This window comes from Massilia sp. CCM 8734, from assembly GCF_011682155.1.
Taxonomy (GTDB): domain Bacteria; phylum Pseudomonadota; class Gammaproteobacteria; order Burkholderiales; family Burkholderiaceae_D; genus Telluria_A; species Telluria_A rubra.
Map to the genome: position 1 here is coordinate 189,015 of NZ_WHJI01000007.1, position 20,948 is coordinate 209,962.

Below are 20,948 nucleotides of genomic sequence, written 5' to 3' on the forward strand. Positions count from 1 at the left end.
GGCTTTTACAGCTCGTAAGTTTCTTTGGTGCCGCTCATGGCCGACTCGACCAGCTTGCGGTTCAGGGTCGGCGCCAGCAATTCGATGAAAGTATAAATGTAGCTGCGCAGATAGGCGCCCTGCTTGACGGCCACGCGCGAGATATTCATGCCGAACAAGTGCCCCACTGGAATGGCGCGCAGGTTCTTGTCGCGCTCGGCGTCGAAGGCCATGCCCGCTATGATACCAATACCCATGCCAAGTTCCACATAGGTTTTGATGACATCGGCGTCGATGGCTTCGAGCAGCACGTCGGGTTTGAGCCCGCGCAGCCCGAAAGCGTGGTCGATCTTGCTGCGTCCGGCAAACGCGGCGTCGTAGGTAATGAGCGGGTAGGTGGCGATTTCTTCCAGCGACACGGCCTTCGATTTGAGCAAAGGATGGTCGGGCGGCACCACCACCATGTGTTCCCATTGATAACATGGCAAGGTGATCAATCCATCAATGCCGGCGATCGACTCGGTGGCAATGGCCAGGTCGGCCTGGTCGCGCTGGACCATTTCGGCGATCTGGCGGGGGTTGCCTTGCAGCAGGGACAAGCGTACCTTGGGGTACTTGAGCATGAAGGCCTGCACCACTTTCGGCAAGGTATAGCGCGCCTGGGTATGCGTGGTGGCAATGGTGAAGCTGCCGCTGTCCTGGGCCGCGTACTCCTTGCCGATGCGCTTGAGGCTGTCGATCTCTTGCATGATCAACTCGACGGACTCCAGCACCAGCCGGCCGGGCTCGGTCAACCCCCGGATGCGCTTGCCGTGGCGGGTGAAAATGTCAACACCGAGCTCTTCTTCAAGCTCGATAATGGCTTTCGACACCCCGGGCTGGGACGTGAACAAGGCCTTGGCCGCATCGGTCAGGTTGTAATTCTGCCGCACGGCTTCACGGACGAAGCGTAATTGATGAAGGTTCATTGCTGTTCTCGTAGGCCGGAAGATACTCAAAATAAATATCTACCAGCATTTTATAAGAATGCTTATGCCGGATACGCATATAAGCAAATAAATTCTTAGTCCTTTGGAATAAAGGATGAGTTTATTACTATTGAGGCTAGTTTGGGGACAGTCTCATGGCCTTGCCCCAGAAGAAGCCCAAAAAAGGGGGCCCCGCAAAACCGTAGCGAGCGGCGCAAGTTTCGTCCGAGAAGCGCAGCCGTACGAAGGTACGGTGAGCACCGCAGGACTTTCGCGTCCCGGACGAAAATTGCGCCGCGCAGTAGGTTTGGCGAGGCACCCAAATATTCAGGATGACATATGTACCGCTACGACCAATACGACCACCTCATCGTCAGGGAACGCATCGCGCAATACCGCAGCCAGGTGGAGCGCCGCATCAACGATGAGCTGACCGAAGCCGAATTCGTGCCGCTGCGCCTGCAAAACGGCTTGTACATGCAGCGCCACGCCTACATGCTGCGCATCGCGGTGCCGTACGGCCTGCTGTCATCAAACCAGATGCGCATGTTCGGCCACATCGCGCGCAAGTACGACCGCGGCTACGGCCACTTCACGACGCGCCAGAACATCCAGTTCAACTGGATCGAGCTGGAACAGACGCCCGACATCCTGACCGACCTGGCCTCGGTCGAGATGCACGCCATCCAGACCTCGGGCAACTGCATCCGCAACATCACGTCCGACGAATACGCGGGCGTGGCGGCGGACGAAATCATCGATCCGCGCCCGTACGCCGAAGTGCTGCGCCAGTGGAGCACCTTCCACCCCGAATTCGCCGCCCTGCCGCGCAAGTTCAAGGTGGCGATCAACGGCGCCGTGGAAGACCGCGCCGCCATCGCCGTGCACGACATCGGCCTGACCGTGGTGCGTAACGACGACGGCGAGATCGGCTTCAAGGTCATGGTCGGCGGCGGCATGGGCCGCACCCCGATCCTGGGCAGCGTGGTGCGCGCGTTCCTGCCGTGGCGTCACATGCTGACCTACATCGAAGCGGTCATGCGCGTCTATAACAGCTACGGGCGGCGCGACAACAAGTACAAGGCGCGCATCAAGATCCTGTTGAAAGCCATGGGCGCCGAAGAATTCACGCGCCAGGTCGAGGCAGAATGGACCGACCTGAAAGACAGCGCATCGACCCTGACCGACGAAGAGATGGCGCGCGTGGCGGCCTACTTCACGCCGCCGGCGTACGACACCCTGGCCAATATCGACGTACGTGCCGAACATGCCGACAACAAGGCCTTCGGCAACTGGCTGACCCGTAACGTCAAGCCGCACAAGGTGCCCGGCTACGCCATCGTGCTGCTGTCGCTCAAAAAAACCGGCGTGCCGCCGGGCGACGCCACCGCGACCCAGATCGACTTCGTGGCCGACCTGGCGGACCGCTACAGCTTCGGCGAACTGCGCGTGACGCACGAGCAGAACCTGGTACTGGCCGACGTAAAACAGTCTGCCCTGTTCGCACTGTGGCAGGAATCCAAGGCGCACGGCCTGGCGACGCCGAATATCGGCCTGTTGACCGACATTATCTGCTGCCCCGGCGGCGACTTCTGCTCGCTGGCCAACGCCAAGTCGATCCCGATCGCCGCCGCCATCGCGGAGCGTTTCGATAACATCGACTACCAGCACGACATCGGCGAGATCGAACTCAATATCTCGGGCTGCATCAACGCCTGCGGCCACCACCACGTCGGCTCGATCGGCGTGCTAGGTGTGGACAAGGATGGCAGCGAGTGGTACCAGGTCTCGATCGGCGGCGCGCAGGGTAACAACGCGGCCATCGGCAAGATCATCGGACCGTCCTTCTCGGCGCTGCAAATGCCCGAAGTGATCGACCGCCTGCTGCAGGTGTACGTGCGCGAGCGCCACGAAGACGAAAAATTCGTGGACACCGCCCAGCGCTTGGGCGTCGCCCCGTTCAAGGAACATGTGTATGCCACGCCGATCAAGGCGGGCGAACTGGTTGGAGAAGACCACTATGCTTGAGTCGCACAAAGAAATCATCAAACAGCGCGCGGTCGTCGCCGACGACTGGAGCGTGCTGCGCCTGGCCGTTGCCGACCCTGATGCCGGCGTCGTCGCCGACGCGCCGGACGCGGTCGTGGTCCCGGAAGGCAAAGTCATCGTGCCGCTGGCGGTATGGCAGGCGCAGCGCGATTCGCTCGCTTCGCGCACCGACATCGGCGTGTGGCTGGCGCCCGACGAACGCGCCGAAGCGCTCAAGGGTGATCTGGACAAGTTTGCGGTGGTCGCCATCGACTTCCCCAAGTTCACCGATGGCCGCGGCTACTCGACCGCCTTCAACCTGCGCATGCGCATGGACTATCAAGGCGAACTGCGCGCCATCGGCGACGTGCTGCGCGACCAGCTGTTCCAGATGCAGCGCTGCGGCTTCGACGCCTTTGCCACGCGCCCGGACCGCAATATCGACGATGCGCTCAAGGGCTTGACCGACTTTTCCGAGGTGTACCAGGCTTCGGTCGACATCAAGGCGCCGCTGTTCCGCCGTCACGAACGCGACGTGCGCATCGACAGCACCGACGTCGGCTACGGCATCTGAGGCCGATCATGACCGATATTTCAGTCCTCATTGCCAGCACCCGCGCCACCCTGGAGCGCATCGCCGCCGAGTATTCGCCGGCGGTGTTCGCCTCCAGCCTGGCCGCCGAAGACATGGTCCTGACCGACTTGATCCTCAAGGCCAAGCTGCCGATCGGGATCTTCTCGCTCGAAACCGGCCGCCTGCATCCGGAAACGCTGGCGGTGCTGGGCCAGGTCAAGGACACCTACGGCGTCGACATCGCGCTGTTCAAACCGCAGACCGAAGCGGTGGACGCGTATGTGTCGCAGCACGGCCTGAACGCCTTTTACGAGAGCGTGGACATGCGCCGCGAGTGCTGCCGCATCCGCAAGGTCGAACCGCTGGGGCGCGCCCTGGCCGGCAACAAGGCCTGGGTGACCGGCCAGCGCCGCTCGCAATCGAGCACCCGCGCGCAGCTCGACATCCAGGAAGACGACGCCGCCCACGGCATGGTCAAGTTCAATCCGCTGGCCGATTGGTCCGAAACCGACGTCTGGAACTACATCCGCGACAACGGCGTGCCTTACAACGCGCTGCACGACCAGGGCTTTCCCTCGATCGGCTGCGCGCCCTGCACGCGCGCGGTGCAGCCGGGCGAAGACGTGCGCGCCGGCCGCTGGTGGTGGGAAAATCCGGACTCCAAGGAATGCGGCCTGCACATGGTCGATGGAAAACTGATTCGCATTAAATCCGTGGCCGCTTGAGGCTCACCCCTCAGCCACCATAAAAACAAAGGCCTAGCCACCATGACTACACTGACCGACACCCCGCGCGTACTGACCGACGTCAATGCGCGCCACCTCGATGCGCTCGAATCGGAAGCGATCCACATCCTGCGTGAAGTCGCCGCCGAATGCGCCAACCCCGCCCTGCTGTTCTCGGGCGGGAAGGACTCGGTCGTGCTGCTGCGCCTCGCCGAAAAATCCTTCCGGCCGGGTAAATTCCCGTTCCCGCTGGTGCACATCGACACCGGCCACAATTTCGCCGAAGTGATCACCTTCCGCGACGCCCGCGTGGCCGAGCTGAAAGAACGCCTGATCGTCGGCAGCGTCGAAGATTCGATCAAGCGCGGCACCGTGCGCCTGCGTAATGCGCTGACCGATTCGCGCAACGCGGCCCAGGCGGTCACCTTGCTCGAGACCATCGCCGAACACAAATTCGACGCCTGCATCGGCGGCGCGCGGCGCGACGAAGAAAAGGCGCGCGCCAAGGAACGCATCTTCTCCTTCCGCGACGAATTCGGCCAGTGGGACCCGAAGGGCCAGCGCCCGGAACTGTGGGACCTGTATAACACCCGCGTACACCCGGGCGAAAACATGCGCGTGTTCCCGATCTCGAACTGGACCGAACTCGATGTGTGGCTCTACATCCAGCGCGAAAAACTGGCGCTGCCGCCGATCTACTTCGCGCACGAACGCCAGGTCATCCCGCGCAATGGCTTGCTGGTGCCGCTGACCGACCTGACCCCGGCGCGCGATGGCGAAACCGTCGAAACCCAGGTGGTGCGCTTTCGCACCGTGGGCGACATTTCGTGCACCTGCCCTGTTTCGTCGGATGCCTCGACGGTCGAAGCGATCATCGCCGAAACCGCCATCACCCAGATCACCGAACGCGGCGCCACCCGGATGGACGACCAGACCTCCGAAGCCTCGATGGAAAAACGCAAGAAAGCAGGATACTTCTGATGAACGCCCGAATTGACACCACTGCAAAAAACCAAAATGGCGAACGCCCGGACGCGGTATCGGGACTGCTTCGCTTCATCACCGCCGGCTCGGTCGACGACGGCAAGAGCACCCTGATCGGGCGCCTGCTGTTCGACAGCAAAGGCATCTTCGCCGACCAGCTCGACGCCATGTCGCGCTCGAAGCACAAGCGCACCGTGGGCGACGCGGTCGACCTGTCCTTGCTGACCGACGGTCTGGAAGCCGAACGCGAACAGGGCATCACCATCGACGTGGCCTACCGCTACTTCGCCACGCCCAAGCGCAAGTTCATTATCGCCGACACCCCGGGCCACGAGCAGTACACGCGCAACATGGTCACCGGCGCCTCGACCGCCGACGCGGTGATCATCCTGATCGACGTTTCCAAGGTCAAGCTGCGGGAAGACGGCGGCGTGGACCTGCTGATCCAGACCAAGCGCCATTCGACCATCGCCCACCTGCTGCAGATCGAGCACGTGGTCGTCGCCGTCAACAAGATGGACCTGGTGAACTACGACCAGGCGGTGTACGACCGCATCGTCAAGGCCTACCAGGAGTTCGCCGCGACCCTGGGCTTGACAGACATCACGCCGATTCCCCTGTCCGCCCTGACCGGCGACAACGTGGTCGAGCCGAGCGAAAAAATGAGCTGGTACCAGGGTCCGACCCTGATCTCGCTGCTCGAGTCGCTCTCGGTCTACGACGAATCGCACGCGGCGCCGTTCCGCTTCCCGGTGCAGCTGGTGGCGCGTCACAACGGCCACGAAGCGAATGACTTCCGCGGCTACATGGGCCGCATCGAAGCGGGCATGGTCAAGGTGGGCGACAAGCTGGTGGTGCAGCCGTCGGGCCAGAGCGCCACCGTCAAGGATATCCTGACCCTGGAAGGCTCGCATCAGTCGGCCGTGGTGGGCCAGTCGATTACCTTGCTGCTCAATGAATACCTCGACATCTCGCGCGGCGACCTGCTGGCCGGAGCCGACCAGCCGGCGACCCTGCTCAAGACGCTCAAGGCGGACGTGTGCTGGATGTCGGACGAGCCGCTCGACATGCGCCGCAAGTACTGGATCAAGCACGGCACCAAGCAGACCTCGGCCAAGATCACCGGCGTCGACACCCTGCTCGACATCAATACGCAGCAGCGCCACGCGGCCGATGGCCTGAAGCTGAACGACATCGCGCGCATCGGCCTGACCGTGCAGCAGCCGCTGGCGGCCGACGCCTATGCCGACATCCGCGCAACGGGCGCCTTCATTTTGATCGATGAAGTTACTCACCAGACGGTTGCCGCTGGTATGATCCGACTGGACGCGTAAGTCATCAACCGCCAGCGCGCTTGCCAGCCGCCCGCCAGCAAAAGGAACACAGCATGTCAGCACTCGGAAAAGTCTATCTGATCGGCGCCGGCCCCGGCGCCCAGGACCTCATCACCCTGCGCGGCGCGCGCCTGCTGGAGCAGGCCGACGTGGTGCTGCACGATGCCCTGGTGACCGACGAGATGCTGGCACTGTGTCCGCAGGCGAAGAAGATCGCGGTGGGCAAGCGTTGCGGCCAGTTGTCGACGGCACAAGCCTTCATCAACAAGCAACTGGTCGACAGCGCGCATAAATACGCGCTGGTGGTGCGCCTGAAAGGGGGCGACCCGATGCTGTTCGGGCGTGCCGATGAAGAATTGCGCGCGCTGGAAGAAGCGGGCATCGAGGTGGAAGTCGTGCCGGGCATTACCACTGCGGTGGCGGCGGCGGCGGCGAGCAAGCAGCCGCTGACCAAGCGTGGCGTGGCGCGCAGCGTGGCGTTTTTCACGTCCAGCACCGCGCCCGAACTCGATGGCCAGACCGTCATTCCGGATACCGACACCTTGGTGCAGTACATGGGCGGGCGCGAGGCGATCGTGACGGCCCAGCGCCTGCTGGACCAAGGCCGCAGGCCGGATACGCCGGTGGTGGTGATTGAAAATTGCAGCCGCCCGGAACAGCGCATCATGCGCCTGACCCTGGCGACCCTGGCGCATGGCCTGGGGCCGGCGCATGGCCCGGTGCTGGTGATGCTGGGCGACGCCATGAAGCTGCGCGAGAGCCAGCCGATCGATACCGCGCAAGGCGGCGACAGCGTGGACGGAGCGCAGGATGGCGCGCAACTAAGCGCTTGAGCGCTTGCAGGCGGGCGCCTGTTGCGCGCATCCCTGCGGTTCGAGCGCGTCGATTTCCCATTGCAGCTTGTCGGCTGCGGCATAGGTTTTTTCGGCGATGGCCGACAGGCGGTTGAAAGCGCGCTGCAAGCGCGGCGAGCTCGTTGGCCCGCTCAGCGAATACAGCTGGCTGCGCACTGTGCGGATATCTTCCTTCAATGCCTTGAGCGCTTCGCGCAGGCTGGCGTCGGCGTCGAGCGGTTCGTCGAGGCCCTCGTCCATGCGCTTGCGCAGCATGTCGATCTTGTATCCCATTCCCGCGAGGCGGTCGGCCAGGCGGTCGAGGCGCATGGCGGCGCGACGTTCGTTACCCAGTGCGATAAGTGAATTGCGGCCGTGCCGGGCGAGCAGGGAGACTTCGCGGAGCAGCAGCTTCAGGAATGAACTGAGCATGATGGATACCGGAGAGAGGAAGAGAGTCAAGAAATTCTGAGCGCAATCGCCAGTCCAGTCAAACCCCGCACACGCTGGTAACTGATCCAGAACAAACCAACTGCGAATTCCCTGCCTCGGTCGTTCCCGCGCCAAGGCGGCCCTCGGCGGGAACGATGAGGGGGCGGTGATGCCTATAGTTTCAGCGCCTTCGCCACATCCTCCCAACTCACATACTTGAAGTTCTGCGGACCATCCGGCAGGCGCTTGTAGCCATCCTGAATCACCAGCATGCCCTGCGCATACGGGCCACCCAGGTTCTTCGATGTCACATCGAGTCCATCGGTATCGGACGTGCCATCGATCCCTTCGGCCAGGTTGAACCCCACCTTGAAGCGCCCGCGCACCTTGTACGGCGCTTGCGCATCGAGCACCACATAACTGCTGTCCCCCTGGCTCGACACAATCAGGTAAGCCCCCTTGGCGCCCTCGTAAATCGCCATCCCCTCAACATCCGCGTGCAGCTCGCGTCCCACGCCGAGCACCAGCTTGCGCGTGGAAGGCTGGTCGGCGCGCGCCGAGAGGGTCCACACGCCGCGCTTTTCCTCACCGATGAACAAACGCTCGTTGCGGTCGTCGGCGACACAGCCTTCCGGCTGGCTGTCCACCTTGAACTGGCGCGCCAGCGTGACTCTCCACGCCTCGCCGCTGCGCGTGATGCGGAACTGGCGGAACGCCCCACCCTTGTCGTTGACGATCACCTCCAGCCCACCGCTGCGCGGCTGGAACAGGCAGATCCCGTACACCTCCGGGAAACCGGTCGCAAAGCGGGTCAGCTCGGCCACCTTGCCGTCCGCATCGAAACCGAACAGCACCACGCTGTTGTCGTCACGCTGGCTGGCCACGGCCAGGTCGAGCACCTTGCCATCCATGTTCACGCCCTGGCGCAGGTCGACGTTATTCAAGCGGCCCACATCGAGGAACTGCTGCTGCTTGCCCTGCAGGTCGTACACCATCAGGCCCTGCTTCTTGTTCGTGCCCAGTACGCGCGAACGGGTCGCGTCCTGCGGATGAACCCAGATCGCAGGATCGTCCGCCACGTCGCCCAAGCGCGCCACGGGCATGGTCTGCGCACGCGGTTCGACCACCATCGCCGGTGACGCCGCAGGCCCCGCCGGCAGGCGCGCACCGGCCTTGAGCAGGGTGCGCGCCGGCATCGCCTCGCTGTTGGCCTCATAGGCCCAGGTGCCGACGCCCTTCTCATTCGCATGCAGGGTGTGCCGCGCATCGTCCACCTTGCACTGGCCGGCGCCCGGCGGCATGCTCAGTTTGCGCACCAGCTGCGGCGTGGCCCCGTGCATCAGCCACTGCTCCGCCTGGCCATCCTTGGCCGCCACGAACAGGAAGTCCAGTCCCTGCTGGTCGCGAAACAGGCACAGGCCCTCCAGGCCAAATGGCTGCTGCGGCAAAGGCGCCAGGCGCGCCAGCTCGCCGCGCCCTGCATCGACCCGGATCGGCAGCGCGTGCTGGGTGTCGGCATCGAGCACCACGGCGATGCCGCTGCCGTTGGTGGTGCGCGCGTCGAGCTGTTTGGCGCGCATCGGCAGGCGCGCCAGCTCCTTGCCGGCGGCATCGGTCAGTTGCAAGGCGTGCTTGTCGAGCGAGAGCCAGCCGCCGCCATCGAGCGCGATGCGGTCGGCGCCGTGCGCCGTAGCGCCGGCGAGGAGGCACAGCGAAGCGGCTGCGCGGAGTAGGTGTTTGTGCATGGTCATATCAGAAAAAATTCGCTTTCAGGCTCAATTTGTACGTGCGGCCGTACTGCTCGTACTGGACGTTGTATGGTTTGCTGCCCTGGTATACATAATAGGTTTCATTATTCAGGTTGATGCCCTCGAAGACCAGCTGCACACGCTTATTGATCTGGTAGCCGAGCGAAAAATCGACCTGGCGCTGGGCGTCGACGTAGCGGTCCTGCGAGGCGTCGAGCAGGTCGCCGCCGACTTCGAGCAGGTAGGCCGACTTGTGATTGAGCGCCAGGCGCGTGCTCACAGGGCCGCTTTCGTACCCGAGCATCAGGTTGACAATCTGCTTCGATTGTCCCGGCAGGCGGATGTCGCGCGTCAACTGGCCGCCGCTGGCCTTGTCGAAGCGACCGATGGTAGCCTTGGCGTCGTTAAAACTGGCGTTGGCGCCGACGATCATCCCGTTCCACGGCGCCGGCAGCATGCGCAACGACTGCGAATACGACAGTTCGACACCGTTCACGCGCGCCTTGTCGCCGTTGGCGTAGCTGGTGGCGGTGGTGTAGCCGGCCCATGGCCCGCTGCCCGCCAGGTCGGTGGTGTAGGTGAAGTTCTTGATGTCCTTCGAATACACGTAGGCCGACATGGCGCCGTCCGCGCCGAGCATGCGCTCGATCCCGAGGTCGAAGTTGGCCGCCTTCAGCGGTTTCAAGTCCGGGTTGCCGATCACCGCTTCGGTATTGCTGGCCAGGCTGACGCCCGGCGCCAGTTGGCTGAAATTGGCGCGCACGACGGCGTTGGTCCAGGCGGCGCGCACGCTGGTGTCTTTGTCGATATCGAAGCGCGCCTGCAGGTTGGGCAGCCAGTTCGCATAATCGCTGCTGCGCGACACCGACTGCAAGCCGGCGCCGGACACCTGCTGCCCGCGCGCCGCGAAGCTGGTGCGCTCGTGGCGCACGCCGGCAAGCAAGCGCCAGTTGCCGATATCGGCGCCGGCCTGCACGTAGGCGCTGTCGATATCTTCGTCCATCGAAAAATCGTTCAGGCTCGATTCCGACAGCAGGCGCGCGCCGGCGCGGTCCAGGCCCGCCACGCGCGCGCGCACCAGCGCCGGGTCGAGGCCCGGCCCGAGGTTGGCGAATGGGTAGTCCAATGCGCCCTGGGTAAAGCCGCTCATCGACACACTGCCGGCGCCCCAGTAATTACCGCTGCTTGCCTTGTTGCTGGTGTAGCCCCACTGCTCGGTGTCGTTATCCTTGGTGCGGCGGCTGGCCTTGACGCCGCCCTTGATGTCGGCAGCGGCGTCGCCCAGCGCCAGGCGGCGGCTCAGGTCCAGTTTCACGTGGCGCTCGGCGTCACGGCTGTCGCGCGCCTGCAGGGTGATGCCCTGCAGGTTGTAGGCAGCCGGGTCGACCAGGCTGGCGGGACCGGTCAGGCCGGGCGCCTCGGCACCGGAAAAACGCAGGCCGGCCACGTTGGCGCTGGCGCGAAAACGGCCATCGTTGATGCTCTCCGGCGTGTCTTCGGTGGCGCGGCTGGCGCCGCCAGAGGCGGCCAGTTTCCAGTCGCCGACGCGGATCTCGCCCCCGACGACGGCGGAGCTGATCTGCTGCGTGTATTTGCGCTGGCGCAGGCGGCGTTCGGCGCGCGCGGTAAAGGGCGTGTCGGGGGAGGCGGCGCCGCCGGCGATATTGCTGACCGAAAGGCGATCGCGCACTTCATCGTCCGAAAATCGGCTGAGAAAAGTGCGCAGATACAGCGACTGGCCGGCCTGCGGACGATAATCGACATTGAGCGCGAGCGCATTGCGCTCGCGCTGCGGCAGGTAGTCGCGCAGTTCGAGGCCGGACAGCTTGCCCTTGTTCCAGGCGCCACCGGTTTCCACATTATCGGATCCGAACTTGCGGCGCTCGCCGCTGATGCCGGCCGCCACGCCGAGTTTGCCGTCCAAAAAGCGCTCGGCCCACAAAGCGCCGGCGTTCGGGCTGGTCTTGCCGGTGTTCTGGTCGCGGCTCGCTCCCGCCTGGAACGACAGCGCGCTGCCGGGCAAGTCGAAGGCCGAGAGCGACTTGACGTCGACCGAGCCGCCGAGCGAATTGGCATCCTGGTCGGGCATGACGGTCTTGGACACTTCCAGCGAGCGAATCAGGCCGGCCGGCAGCACGTCGAGGGCGACCGCGCGGCGGCCCGCTTCCGGTGAGGGCACCGCAGCGCCGTTGATGGTGACGGCGTTGTAATCGGGGCCCATGCCGCGCACCACGATATAGCGGCCTTCGCCCTGGTCGCGCTGCACCGCCACGCCGGGCAGGCGGGCTAGCGCCTCGGCGGCGTTTTTGTCCGGCAGGCCGCCGATATCATCGCTGCTGATGACGCTGACGATGTTGTCGGCCTTCTGCTGGGCCGCCAGCGCGCGCTTCATGCTCGAACGCTGGCCGGCGATAACGACGGTATCAAGCGCGATCGCGCTCGCTTCGCTGGCGCCGGCGGCGTTGTCGGCCGCGTGGGCGACGCCGCCGCACAGTTGCAGGATGCCGAAGGCAATGAAGGACAGGCGCGGAAGACTGCCCGCCGCTGCGCGCTGACGGTGTGGTTGTTTGTCGCTGTTCATAGGTTCGCCGTTGGATGGGTGAAAAACAGGGCGAAGTCTAGAGAGCGAATATGTCCATCTCGTGACACGCTCCCCGCCGCCGCGCGCGATACGGCATTTACGGCAGCCGGTGAGCTGAAATGCCCCTCCCCCGCCGGTGTCAGGTCTGACATTCGGACACGAGCTGATCCGCAGGGACAATCCAGCAGCTATCTACAGCCGGGGCCGTGTCCGAATGTCAGACCTGACACCGGGGGCGCGACACCGGGGGCGGCAGCGGGGCGCCGGGTTGGTGAGCCGATCGGACTGGCGCCGCTGCGCTGTTTGCACCCCCGCCTGTCATCGTCCTGTCACGCGCGCGGGCTAGTATCGGCACGTATCACCCTCATGCAAGGCTTTGGCCTTTCGCCCATGCTCCACTCACACCGCACTGCGCTCGTCCTGGCCTCGCTGGCCCTTCTCGCCTGCTGCTTCCTGTATGCGTTCGCCGGCGTGCCCAAGCCGCCGGCCGACTGGAAGTGGATCGATATCGCCAGCGAGGCGAGCATCGCGCTCATGGCCGGCGTGTGGTTCGTGCTGGTATTGAGCTCGCGCCCGCCCGGCCGCGTCACCGCGCTGCTGGCCGCCGGCCTGGCCGGCCTGATGCTGGGCGCCTGCGCCGACTGCCTCGACGAATTTGTCAGCGTCCCCAAGGGCCAGTTGTGGAACCACGTGATCGAGAGCGGCCTGACCCTGGCCGGCATGGCCGCCCTTACCTGCGGCCTGCTCGACTGGCGACGCGAACAATTCATGCTCAACGAGCACCTGCACAAACGCGAACGCCTGTTCCGCGACCACCGCTCGTTCGATCCGCTCACGCAAGTGGGCGACGCCGACTACCTGCGCGCGCAACTGCGCATCGAGCACGAACGCGGCACCGGCGCGGATTGCTGCCTGCTGATGGTCGATATCGACAGCTTCCACCTGATTAACCGCGCCCACGGCCAGCGCGAAGGCGACCGCCTGCTGCAAGCGGTCACCCATACCCTGCTGCTCAACCTGCGCCGCACCGACCTGCTGTGCCGCTACGCGGGCGACCGCTTCGCGATCCTGCTGCCGGCCACCGATGGCGACAGCGCGCGCGCCTTGGCCGAGCAGTTGCGGCGCGCCGTCGCGACACTGCGCCATCACACCCACGGCAGCGGCGAGGCGCTGCAGGTGACGGTGCGCTACGCGGTGCGCCATGTCGATATCGAGCCGCGCCAGCTGCTCAAGGAAATCAACCGCGCGCTGGAACGGCGCATGCCGCAGCCGGCGCCTGCCGCGGACGACGCCAGCAGCTTCGCCGCGCCCGCGTGAGTCGCTTGTGAGCCGCCTTCTGCAAGCGGGCGACGCCTGCATCGTGGCGCAGCACCAGCCGGCGCTGGTGCTGGACTACGCGCGTTCGCGCGAGCTGGCGCCGCGCGCCATCCTGGCCGGCACCGGCATGGACGACCTGCAGGCGCCGGACGCGCAGCAAGCGATTACCCCCACCGAATATCTGCAACTGCTGGCCAACGTGGCGGCCGGCCTGAAAAGCGCGGAAACCAGTTTCATGCTGGGCCAGCAGATGCTGCCCGGGCATTTCGGGGCCTTGAGCCACGCGCTGATGCAGGCCCACAGCCTGCGCGAGGCAATCGCCCTGCTGGTGCGCTTCCAGATGCAGCTGTGCCCCTTGCTGGCGCCGCGTTTTCGCGAGGAAGGCGATCTCGCCGTGCTGTACTGGACCGACAGTTTCGGCGCCGGCGGGCAGCGCGGCTTCCTGGTGGAGATGCACATGACCGCCATGAGCGCCATGTGCCGCTGGCTGGGCGGCGAGCGCCTGCCGTGGCGCTACTGCTTCAACCGCACCCCGCCGCGCTACACCGAGCAGCACGAGGTGCACCTGGGCGAGCAGCTGCGCTTTCACTGTCACCTCGACGCCATGCTGATCGACGCGGCCTGGCTCGACCGCCCGTGGCCGCGCGCCAACGCGATGGCGGCGGCGGTGGCGCGGCGCAGCGTCGACGCGGCCCACACCGGCGGCCAGCGCAGCCTGCTGTGCGCCCTCTACGATTATCTGCTGGAGCACATCCGCAGCGCGCCGACCCTGGAACAGTGCGCGATCCAGTTCGGCGTCAGCCCCGCCACCTTGAAACGCCACCTGGCGCGCCATGGCAGCCACTTCCAGGCCGAACTCGACCAGGTACGCGCCCACGTCGCCCTGCACCTGTTCCACGGCGGGCGCCACGACAACGACGCGGTCGCGCGCCATCTCGGATTTCATGACGCAAACAACTTCCGCAGGTCGTTCAAACGCTGGACCGGCATGACCCCCATGCTATTAAGACAAAGCCTGGAAGCTTATCGCTTGCAATCGGGAGATACATCGGCCATAATCTAAATGAGAATTGTTCTCATTCACTGAAAGGCAGCGATGAATACCACCCAACAACCCGTGCGCGCGATCCCGGCGCCTGTCGCACCTGCGCTTCCGCTGCGCGTCAACAGCCAGGAACTGCTGCGTCAGGGCAAGTCGATCCAGATCGAACACGACGGCAAAATCTACGAACTGCGAGTCACCCGGCTGGGCAAGCTGATCCTGACCGCCTGATCCATCAACCCCCAGCCAGCCAGCGTTGCACCCGCCAGCCAGCCCCCCCCTTTTTTGACAGGAGCAACGCATGGCTATCGCTATCGATATGGCAGGACCCGCAGTTACCGCACCGACCGGCGCGCCGCCCCAGCCCGAACTGCTGGTCTCAGCCGCGCTGCACCTGATGTCGCATTACAGCGCCAATGCCACGCAAGCCGGGCCGTGCCTGAAGCTGGCGTCGGTGATCGAGCGCCATTTGAAAGCGCTGGCCAGCCATGGCGACTTGAATCCGGTGCTGCGCGCAACCTGCCAGCAGTTGTCGGAACAGTGGGCGGCGGTGGTCGACCAGGCGCTTCCGCGCCCGTCGCGCCCGACCCTGTTCAAGCGCTTCGTGGGCGGAACGCGCCCGGCGACGCGCTAAGGCGGCGCTGCCCGAAGCGCGCGCTTGCCCCGCGCCCATGGGCCGCGCCCGACCGGCGCGGCCCTCAGTTATACGCCTTGCTTCTGAACAGGCCGAAAAACAGCCATGCCCCGCTCCGAATAGCAACTGAAACCGTTTTCAAAGTCGCCTGGCCTGTGTACACTCTGGCCGGCTGTTTGTATCGTGGGTTGGTCCAGTTATGGTAATCTCGCGGTGACAGCCGTTCCGCACCCTACCAGGACCCATCCCTTGACCGACCACGACAACGCTGCCCCACCCTCCACCCTGATCGACGTCGCGCGTCACGCGGGCGTCTCGCCCAGCACCGTATCGCGCATCCTGAACGGCACCGCCAAAGTCTCGGACGACAAACGCGCCGCCGTGATGGCAGCGATCGAGAAAATGCATTTCGCGCCGAACCAGATGGCGCAGGGCCTCAAGAAGGGGCGCTCGATGACCATCGGGATCGTGGTGCAGGATATTTCGAGCCCGTTTTTCGACGAGACCCTGCGCGGTGTCGACGATGGCTTGAAGGGCACCGGTTACGCCTCGGTGATCGTCTCCGGCCACTGGAACGCGGTCGAGGAAACGGAGCGCATCCGCCTCCTGCTGGCGCGCAAGGTCGACGGCATCATCCTGCTGGCCGGGCACCTCGAAGATGACACCATTTTGCAGTTTGCGAATCATCGTCCGATCGTCTCCACCGGGCGCGACCTGCGCACCAAAAGCGCGCTCGGGTTCAAGCTCGATAATGAAAACGGCGCCTTCATGGCGGTGCGCCACCTGGTCGAACTGGGCCACCGCCGCATCGCCTTCGTTACCGGCCCGTCGCATCACCGCGATGCCGACGAGCGCCTGGTTGGCTACAAGCGCGCGCTGGCCGAATCCGATCTTGAGTATGACGACAAGCTGGTGGTGGGCGGCGACTTCCACGAGTCCGGCGGCTTGCTGGCGGTGAACCACCTGTTTGAGACCAACCAGCAGTTCACGGCGGTGTTCGCGGCCAATGACCTGAGCGCGTATGGGGTCAGGTTGTGCCTGTACCGCAAGGGCATCCGGGTGCCGGACGATATTTCCCTGGTCGGCTTCGATGACTTGCCGGGGTCGTCGTACACCACGCCGCCGCTGACCACGATCCGCCAGCCCTTGTACGACATGGGCCGCATCGCCACCAACGCGCTGCTGGCGCTGATCAACGGCGAACCGGTGATGGCGCAGATTCCGCCGCTCGAACTGGTGGTGCGCGAGACCACGCGCCGGGTGCGTTAAGAACGCCTTACAGCTGCGCCACGCAGAAGTCGGTCATCGCGGCCAGCACGCTGTCGTCCTCACCGACCGCACCGGAGACGGTAATGTGCATGCCCGGATGATCGCGCCGCAGTTCCTCGACGATCAGCGGCAGGTCGCGCAGCAAGTGCCCGCCCTGCCCTAAAAACACCGGCACCACCGTCAGCGCCGTCACGCCTTGCGCCGCCAGTTCGGCCACGCGCTCGGGCAGGCGCGGCTCCATCAATTCCAGGAACGCCAGCGAGACCGGAACGTCCGGCACGCGCGCCTGGGTCAGCTCGCGCAAGCGTTCGAACGGCTCGGCCCAGGTGGCAGCGCGGGCACCGTGGGCAAACAGGATCAGGGCGCGGGTCATCAGTGTCTTTCCACCCACCATAGCGCCGCAAAGGCCAATAGCAGGAATAGCAAACTCGGGGCGATCGCAATCAGGACGGCCGGCATGTTACTGAGCAGCCCGACGTAGGCGAACAGGTTATTGATCAAAATGAAGCCGACGCCAATCATGATGCCGATGAAGATCTTCAGGCTCACACCACCGCTGCGGGTGTGCAGGTAGGCGAACGGCAGCGCCAGCGCCATCAACACGAAAATGGCCAGCGGGTCGAACAGCTTTTTCCAGAACGCGATCTTGAAGCGCTCGGTCTCCTGCCGGTTCTCGGCCAGGTGGCGCGTGTAGATCGCCAGTTCGGTAGCCGACATGCGCACCGGGTCGGAGGCCGATACCGAAATGATTTTCGGCGTGATCTCGGACACCAGCTCCATGCTCGGCAGCTTGCGGGTGGCGACCATGCTGGTCTCCTGGCCGAAATTGCCCTGCGTGCCGCCGGCCTCCGGCTTGCCGCCCGGCGGCGGCAGTTCGCGCGTGTTGGTAAAGCGCGTTTCGGTCACGTCTTCCAGGCGCCAGGTGCTGTTACCGGTGAAGACCGCGCGTGCCGCCGTGATCAGGGAACGCATGCGGAAGTTGGTATCGAACTCGTACAGCCGCACATCGAGCATCTGGCCGTCGGTGCGGAACTGGCGCACGTTGAAAAAACGCGAGCCGGTCACGGCGCCCTTGGTGCCTTCGCTGCGCACGATATCCTTGGTCCACATCCCGGAGCGGAACTCCTGCGACACGGTGGCCCCGCGCGCGCTCAGTTTGAGTTTTTCTGCCAGCGGCGCGGTGCGCGGCGCAATCAGTTCGCCGAACACGAAGGTGATGATGACGAACACGAAGCCGATCTTAAACAGCATCCACGCCGCCATCTGGGTCGACATGCTCGACGCGCGCATGATGGTGAACTCGGAGCTCGACGCGAACTGCGCCATCGTATAAATCGTGCCGATCAGGGTCGCCACCGGCATCACCTCGTACACATGGAACGGCACGCGCAGCAGCACATATAAAAAGGCGTGCTGGATCGCGTAGCCTTCCTTGCCCACCGATGGCAGTTCGCCGGTCAGGTCCATGAAAGCGCTCAGCGCCAGGAAGGCGACCAGCACAAAGGCGACGGCCTGCGCGATCGAGACCGCGAAGTAACGTTGAAGGACCTTCATTTCGCGCCTCCCGCCGGCGCCGCATGATCGAGCCGGCCGCGCTTCATCGCCGCCCACAGCACCAGCGGATGGTAGCGGTGATTGACGTTCAGGCGCCACGCGAACATGCCCACCACGAGAACCGCGACGAACAGGTGCAGCGGCCACCAGGCCATGTAGAAATCGGACTTGCCCTGGCGGACATTGGCCTCGGCCAGCTTGGTCAGGTTGATGTACGTGAAGAAGATCAGCAGCGCGATGATCAGGTTAGCCGCACTGCCGGCCCGCGGATTGACGAAACCGAGCGGAATGGCCAGCAGGATAAGGAGCAGACAGGTAATCGGGGCGGCGATGCGGTACAGCAGTTCGGACTGGGTGAAGCGGTTCGGGGTTTCGAGCAGCTCCTGGGTGGACATGGCGTCCGACGAGATGTCGCCATCCATCGAGGTGTTCTTGCTGGCCACGCGCATGCTGTAGCGGCCGAACTCCATCGATTGAAAATCGGCCTGGCCCGGCACGCCCTGGTAGCGCCGGCCGTTTTTGAGCACCAGGAACTGGCCGCCCTTGCCGTCGGACTCGATTACGCCTTCCTTGGCCACGATGACGGAGTTGACGTTCTTTTCAACCGTGTTGACGAACACATTCTGCACCACGGTCGATTCGCCGGTGACGCCTTCGACGAAAAACACGCGGTTGCTCGACGACGATTCCTTGAACTGGCCGGGCGAGACCTTTTTGAGGTCTTCGCGCTTTTCGAAGCGCTGCACGAATTCGGTGCTTTTCATCTTGGCCCAGGGCGTCACGAACAGGCTCAGGGCGCCGGTCAGGATCATCATGGGAATGCCGAAGGTGAGGATGGGACGGATCCAGCGCGTGAGCGACAGGCCGGATGCGAACCAGACCACCATCTCGGAGTCGCGGTAGCTGCGCGTGACGACTGCCAGTACCGAAATAAAGCTGGTGAGAGTCAGGATAGTTGGCAGATAATTCAGCGTTGCGAAGGCGATCAACGCCAGCACGTCGCTCGATCCCACCTTTCCGCCTGCGGCTTTGCCGAGGATGGAGATCAGGGTCCAGATGGCGACGATGGAAAACAGCACCGTGAAAGTCGTTCCGGCCGAACTGGCTAATTCACGTTGCAAGGCGCGTTGAAAGATCATTCGAAAGTTATAATCACAGGTTAGGCAGTGCGCGTCACAAACACGAAACGGAGATTCAAATGGACTTTAGCATAAAAGCATTCGACACAAAGAACACCATCACGTCGGCCAAAACCGGTTGCATCGCGGTTGCGGTATTCGAAAACAAAAAACTGTCGCAGGCTGCAAAAGCCCTCGACCAGGGTGGTGACATCACGGCTGCGCTCAAGTCCGGCGACATTACCGGCAAAGCCGGTTCGACCCTGCTGTTGCGCGGTATTTCCGGCACCGGCGCGGCGCGCGTGCTGCTGGTAGGGCTGGGCAACGACGAGACGGTCAGCGAAAAAAGCTTCACTTCCGCAGTGAACGCGACGCTCAAGGCTTTCGCCTCGCTCGGCGCCGCGGACGCCATTATCGCATTACCCATGACGGATGTGAAAGAGCGTGACGTTTCCTGGGCTGTGCGCACGATCGTCTGCGCCGCCCACGAGAGCGTTTTCCGCACCGACGGCCAGAAGAGCAAGAAAGACCCGCTTCCTGCCGGCGTGCGCAAGATCACCCTGGCGGTCGACGCCACGGGCGAAGTCAAGACCGCGCTGGCGCAAGCCATTGCGATCGCCAACGGCATGGACCTGACCAAGGAATTGGGCAACCTGTCGGCCAACGTCTGCACCCCGACCTACCTGGCCGACACCGCGCGCAAGCTGGCCAAGGACTACAAGTTCGACGTTGAAGTGCTGGACCGCAAGCAGCTCCAGGCACTCAAGATGGGCAGCTTCCTGTCGGTCACCAACGGCAGCGAGGAAGCGCCCAAGTTCATCGTCTTGAAGCACATGGGCGGCAAAGCCAAGGATGCGCCGGTGGTATTGGTCGGCAAGGGCATCACCTTCGACACGGGCGGCATTTCGATCAAGGCCGGTCCCGGCATGGATGAAATGAAGTACGACATGTGCGGCGCCGCCTCGGTGCTGGGCACCTTCCGCGCGATCGGCGAAATGGGCCTGAAACTCAATGTGATCGGCGTGATCGCCGCCTGCGAGAACATGCCGTCGGGCCGCGCCACCAAGCCGGGCGACATTGTCACGTCGATGAACGGCCTGACCATCGAAGTGCTCAACACCGACGCCGAAGGCCGCCTGGTGCTGTGCGATGCGCTGACCTACTGCGAGCGTTTCAACCCGGCCGCGGTGATCGACATCGCCACCCTGACCGGCGCCTGCGTGGTGGCATTGGGCCATCACAACACCGGCCTGTTCACGCGCAGCGACGACGCCCACGAGAAGCTGGCCGGCGAACTGCTGGCCGCCGGCAAAGCCGCCAGCGACACCGCATGGCGCCTGCCGATCGAAGAAGTCTACAACGAGCAGCTCAAGTCCAACTTCGCCGACCTGGCCAACATCGGCACGCCGGGCGGCGCCAGCGTGACGGCGGCCTGCTTCCTCGAGAACTTTACGCGCAAGTACACCTGGGCGCATCTGGACATCGCCGGCACCGCCTGGAAATCGGGTGGCGCGAAGGGCGCGACCGGTCGTCCGGTGCCGTTGCTGTCGACGTTCCTGATCAACCGCGTTTAAGCGGCGAGATAGCGTACGCTGTCTGACCGCGTGCGCTGTCAGACCATCCCCCTCAAAACCGTCATTCCCGCGCAGGCGGGAATGACGGTTTTGCAGTTGGGGGCCTTGCAAGACGTTGTTTTATCGCGCGCTAGCAGCCTGTCGGACTTGGGGAGTCGAAGCGAAAAAATAGCTGGGCGAGGCCAGATTTTGACGATTTCGCAGTGCCAATAGCGAGCTATTGGCCGAGAAAGCGGCGAAATATGGACCGTCCC

Annotated in this window: 19 protein-coding genes; 12 read left to right on the plus strand and 7 right to left on the minus strand. The window is 64.1% G+C overall.

Annotated elements, in window-relative coordinates; genetic code table 11:
• Nucleotides 1-5: 5 nt before the first annotated feature.
• Nucleotides 6-947, minus strand: coding sequence for a CysB family HTH-type transcriptional regulator (locus tag F2P46_RS09395; RefSeq protein WP_166887971.1), 942 nt, complete (start codon nt 945-947; stop codon nt 6-8).
• 339 nt (nt 948-1,286) lie between these two features.
• Between F2P46_RS09395 and F2P46_RS09400 the strand changes: the two genes are divergently transcribed.
• The 6 genes from F2P46_RS09400 to cobA are packed head-to-tail and all read left to right on the plus strand — an operon-like array spanning nt 1,287 to nt 7,425.
• Nucleotides 1,287-2,975, plus strand: a complete 1,689-nt coding sequence (locus tag F2P46_RS09400) for a nitrite/sulfite reductase (protein ID WP_166887974.1) — start codon at nt 1,287-1,289, stop codon at nt 2,973-2,975.
• Nucleotides 2,968-3,549: a DUF934 domain-containing protein gene (locus tag F2P46_RS09405; protein ID WP_166887977.1), complete on the plus strand. Its 582-nt coding sequence runs from the start codon at nt 2,968-2,970 to the stop codon at nt 3,547-3,549. The genes F2P46_RS09400 and F2P46_RS09405 overlap by 8 nt, the downstream gene beginning before the upstream one ends.
• Before the next feature lie 8 nt (nt 3,550-3,557).
• A complete protein-coding gene (locus F2P46_RS09410; protein WP_166887986.1) occupies nt 3,558-4,274 on the plus strand; it encodes a phosphoadenylyl-sulfate reductase in 717 nt (238 codons plus the stop codon).
• Nucleotides 4,275-4,316: 42 nt separating this feature from the next.
• On the plus strand, nt 4,317-5,255 hold the full coding sequence (gene cysD, locus F2P46_RS09415; protein ID WP_166887988.1) for a sulfate adenylyltransferase subunit CysD: 939 nt from the start codon (nt 4,317-4,319) through the stop codon (nt 5,253-5,255).
• A complete protein-coding gene (locus F2P46_RS09420; protein ID WP_229509183.1) occupies nt 5,255-6,592 on the plus strand; it encodes a sulfate adenylyltransferase subunit 1 in 1,338 nt (445 codons plus the stop codon). Before cysD ends, F2P46_RS09420 begins: the two co-directional genes overlap by 1 nt.
• Before the next feature lie 53 nt (nt 6,593-6,645).
• Entirely contained in the window at nt 6,646-7,425 is a 780-nt protein-coding gene (gene cobA / locus F2P46_RS09425) for a uroporphyrinogen-III C-methyltransferase (RefSeq protein WP_166887990.1), read from the plus strand.
• On the opposite strand, the gene F2P46_RS09430 is transcribed toward cobA, so the two are convergent.
• From F2P46_RS09430 to F2P46_RS09440, 3 genes are all read right to left on the minus strand, one after another.
• Nucleotides 7,414-7,857 carry a hypothetical protein gene (locus tag F2P46_RS09430; RefSeq protein ID WP_166887992.1) on the minus strand — a complete coding sequence of 148 codons (444 nt, stop codon included), beginning with the start codon at nt 7,855-7,857 and terminating at the stop codon, nt 7,414-7,416. The two genes, cobA and F2P46_RS09430, sit on opposite strands and share 12 nt — an antisense overlap.
• Nucleotides 7,858-8,030: 173 nt before the next feature.
• Complete coding sequence (locus F2P46_RS09435; RefSeq protein WP_229509184.1) at nt 8,031-9,602, minus strand: phytase; 1,572 nt, start codon at nt 9,600-9,602, stop codon at nt 8,031-8,033.
• A 7-nt stretch (nt 9,603-9,609) separates the two neighbouring features.
• A complete protein-coding gene (locus tag F2P46_RS09440) occupies nt 9,610-12,186 on the minus strand; it encodes a TonB-dependent receptor (protein ID WP_166887996.1) in 2,577 nt (858 codons plus the stop codon).
• 390 nt (nt 12,187-12,576) lie between these two features.
• Between F2P46_RS09440 and F2P46_RS09445 the strand changes: the two genes are divergently transcribed.
• The 5 genes from F2P46_RS09445 (at nt 12,577) to F2P46_RS09465 (ending at nt 16,448) form a co-directional block, all read left to right on the plus strand.
• Nucleotides 12,577-13,503 (plus strand): diguanylate cyclase, encoded by a 927-nt coding sequence (locus F2P46_RS09445; protein ID WP_166888006.1) that lies wholly within the window; start codon nt 12,577-12,579, stop codon nt 13,501-13,503.
• 7 nt (nt 13,504-13,510) lie between these two features.
• Nucleotides 13,511-14,566, plus strand: coding sequence for an AraC family transcriptional regulator ligand-binding domain-containing protein (locus F2P46_RS09450; RefSeq protein ID WP_368737901.1), 1,056 nt, complete (start codon nt 13,511-13,513; stop codon nt 14,564-14,566).
• A 33-nt stretch (nt 14,567-14,599) separates the two neighbouring features.
• Nucleotides 14,600-14,776: a hemin uptake protein HemP gene (gene hemP / locus F2P46_RS09455; protein WP_166888012.1), complete on the plus strand. Its 177-nt coding sequence runs from the start codon at nt 14,600-14,602 to the stop codon at nt 14,774-14,776.
• A 70-nt stretch (nt 14,777-14,846) separates the two neighbouring features.
• Entirely contained in the window at nt 14,847-15,179 is a 333-nt protein-coding gene (locus tag F2P46_RS09460; RefSeq protein ID WP_229509185.1) for a hypothetical protein, read from the plus strand.
• A gap of 249 nt (nt 15,180-15,428) precedes the next feature.
• Nucleotides 15,429-16,448, plus strand: a complete 1,020-nt coding sequence (locus F2P46_RS09465; RefSeq protein ID WP_187364272.1) for a LacI family DNA-binding transcriptional regulator — start codon at nt 15,429-15,431, stop codon at nt 16,446-16,448.
• Nucleotides 16,449-16,455: 7 nt separating this feature from the next.
• Here the strand turns inward: F2P46_RS09465 and F2P46_RS09470 are convergent, their stop codons facing one another.
• Genes F2P46_RS09470 through lptF form a run of 3 tightly spaced genes read right to left on the minus strand, consistent with a single transcriptional unit; the run spans nt 16,456 to nt 19,141 of the window.
• Nucleotides 16,456-16,821: a CbiX/SirB N-terminal domain-containing protein gene (locus F2P46_RS09470; RefSeq protein ID WP_166888014.1), complete on the minus strand. Its 366-nt coding sequence runs from the start codon at nt 16,819-16,821 to the stop codon at nt 16,456-16,458.
• Complete coding sequence (gene lptG, locus F2P46_RS09475) at nt 16,821-18,002, minus strand: LPS export ABC transporter permease LptG (RefSeq protein ID WP_166888017.1); 1,182 nt, start codon at nt 18,000-18,002, stop codon at nt 16,821-16,823. Before lptG ends, F2P46_RS09470 begins: the two co-directional genes overlap by 1 nt.
• Nucleotides 17,999-19,141: an LPS export ABC transporter permease LptF gene (gene lptF, locus F2P46_RS09480; RefSeq protein WP_166888020.1), complete on the minus strand. Its 1,143-nt coding sequence runs from the start codon at nt 19,139-19,141 to the stop codon at nt 17,999-18,001. Before lptF ends, lptG begins: the two co-directional genes overlap by 4 nt.
• A 59-nt stretch (nt 19,142-19,200) precedes the next feature.
• On the opposite strand from lptF, the gene F2P46_RS09485 reads away from it, so the two are divergent.
• Nucleotides 19,201-20,694, plus strand: coding sequence for a leucyl aminopeptidase (locus F2P46_RS09485; RefSeq protein ID WP_166888022.1), 1,494 nt, complete (start codon nt 19,201-19,203; stop codon nt 20,692-20,694).
• Nucleotides 20,695-20,948: the final 254 nt, after the last annotated feature.

Bases quoted from the DNA above. Each gene is read 5' to 3' on its own strand.
- F2P46_RS09395 (WP_166887971.1), bottom strand. From the start codon at position 947: ATGAACCTTCATCAATTACGCTTCGTCCGTGAAGCCGTGCGGCAGAAT.
- F2P46_RS09400 (WP_166887974.1), top strand. From the start codon at position 1,287: ATGTACCGCTACGACCAATACGACCACCTCATCGTCAGGGAACGCATC.
- F2P46_RS09405 (WP_166887977.1), top strand. From the start codon at position 2,968: ATGCTTGAGTCGCACAAAGAAATCATCAAACAGCGCGCGGTCGTCGCC.
- F2P46_RS09410 (WP_166887986.1), top strand. From the start codon at position 3,558: ATGACCGATATTTCAGTCCTCATTGCCAGCACCCGCGCCACCCTGGAG.
- cysD (WP_166887988.1), top strand. From the start codon at position 4,317: ATGACTACACTGACCGACACCCCGCGCGTACTGACCGACGTCAATGCG.
- F2P46_RS09420 (WP_229509183.1), top strand. From the start codon at position 5,255: ATGAACGCCCGAATTGACACCACTGCAAAAAACCAAAATGGCGAACGC.
- cobA (WP_166887990.1), top strand. From the start codon at position 6,646: ATGTCAGCACTCGGAAAAGTCTATCTGATCGGCGCCGGCCCCGGCGCC.
- F2P46_RS09430 (WP_166887992.1), bottom strand. From the start codon at position 7,857: ATGCTCAGTTCATTCCTGAAGCTGCTGCTCCGCGAAGTCTCCCTGCTC.
- F2P46_RS09435 (WP_229509184.1), bottom strand. From the start codon at position 9,602: ATGCACAAACACCTACTCCGCGCAGCCGCTTCGCTGTGCCTCCTCGCC.
- F2P46_RS09440 (WP_166887996.1), bottom strand. From the start codon at position 12,186: ATGAACAGCGACAAACAACCACACCGTCAGCGCGCAGCGGCGGGCAGT.
- F2P46_RS09445 (WP_166888006.1), top strand. From the start codon at position 12,577: ATGCTCCACTCACACCGCACTGCGCTCGTCCTGGCCTCGCTGGCCCTT.
- hemP (WP_166888012.1), top strand. From the start codon at position 14,600: ATGAATACCACCCAACAACCCGTGCGCGCGATCCCGGCGCCTGTCGCA.
- F2P46_RS09460 (WP_229509185.1), top strand. From the start codon at position 14,847: ATGGCTATCGCTATCGATATGGCAGGACCCGCAGTTACCGCACCGACC.
- F2P46_RS09470 (WP_166888014.1), bottom strand. From the start codon at position 16,821: ATGACCCGCGCCCTGATCCTGTTTGCCCACGGTGCCCGCGCTGCCACC.
- lptG (WP_166888017.1), bottom strand. From the start codon at position 18,002: ATGAAGGTCCTTCAACGTTACTTCGCGGTCTCGATCGCGCAGGCCGTC.
- lptF (WP_166888020.1), bottom strand. From the start codon at position 19,141: ATGATCTTTCAACGCGCCTTGCAACGTGAATTAGCCAGTTCGGCCGGA.
- F2P46_RS09485 (WP_166888022.1), top strand. From the start codon at position 19,201: ATGGACTTTAGCATAAAAGCATTCGACACAAAGAACACCATCACGTCG.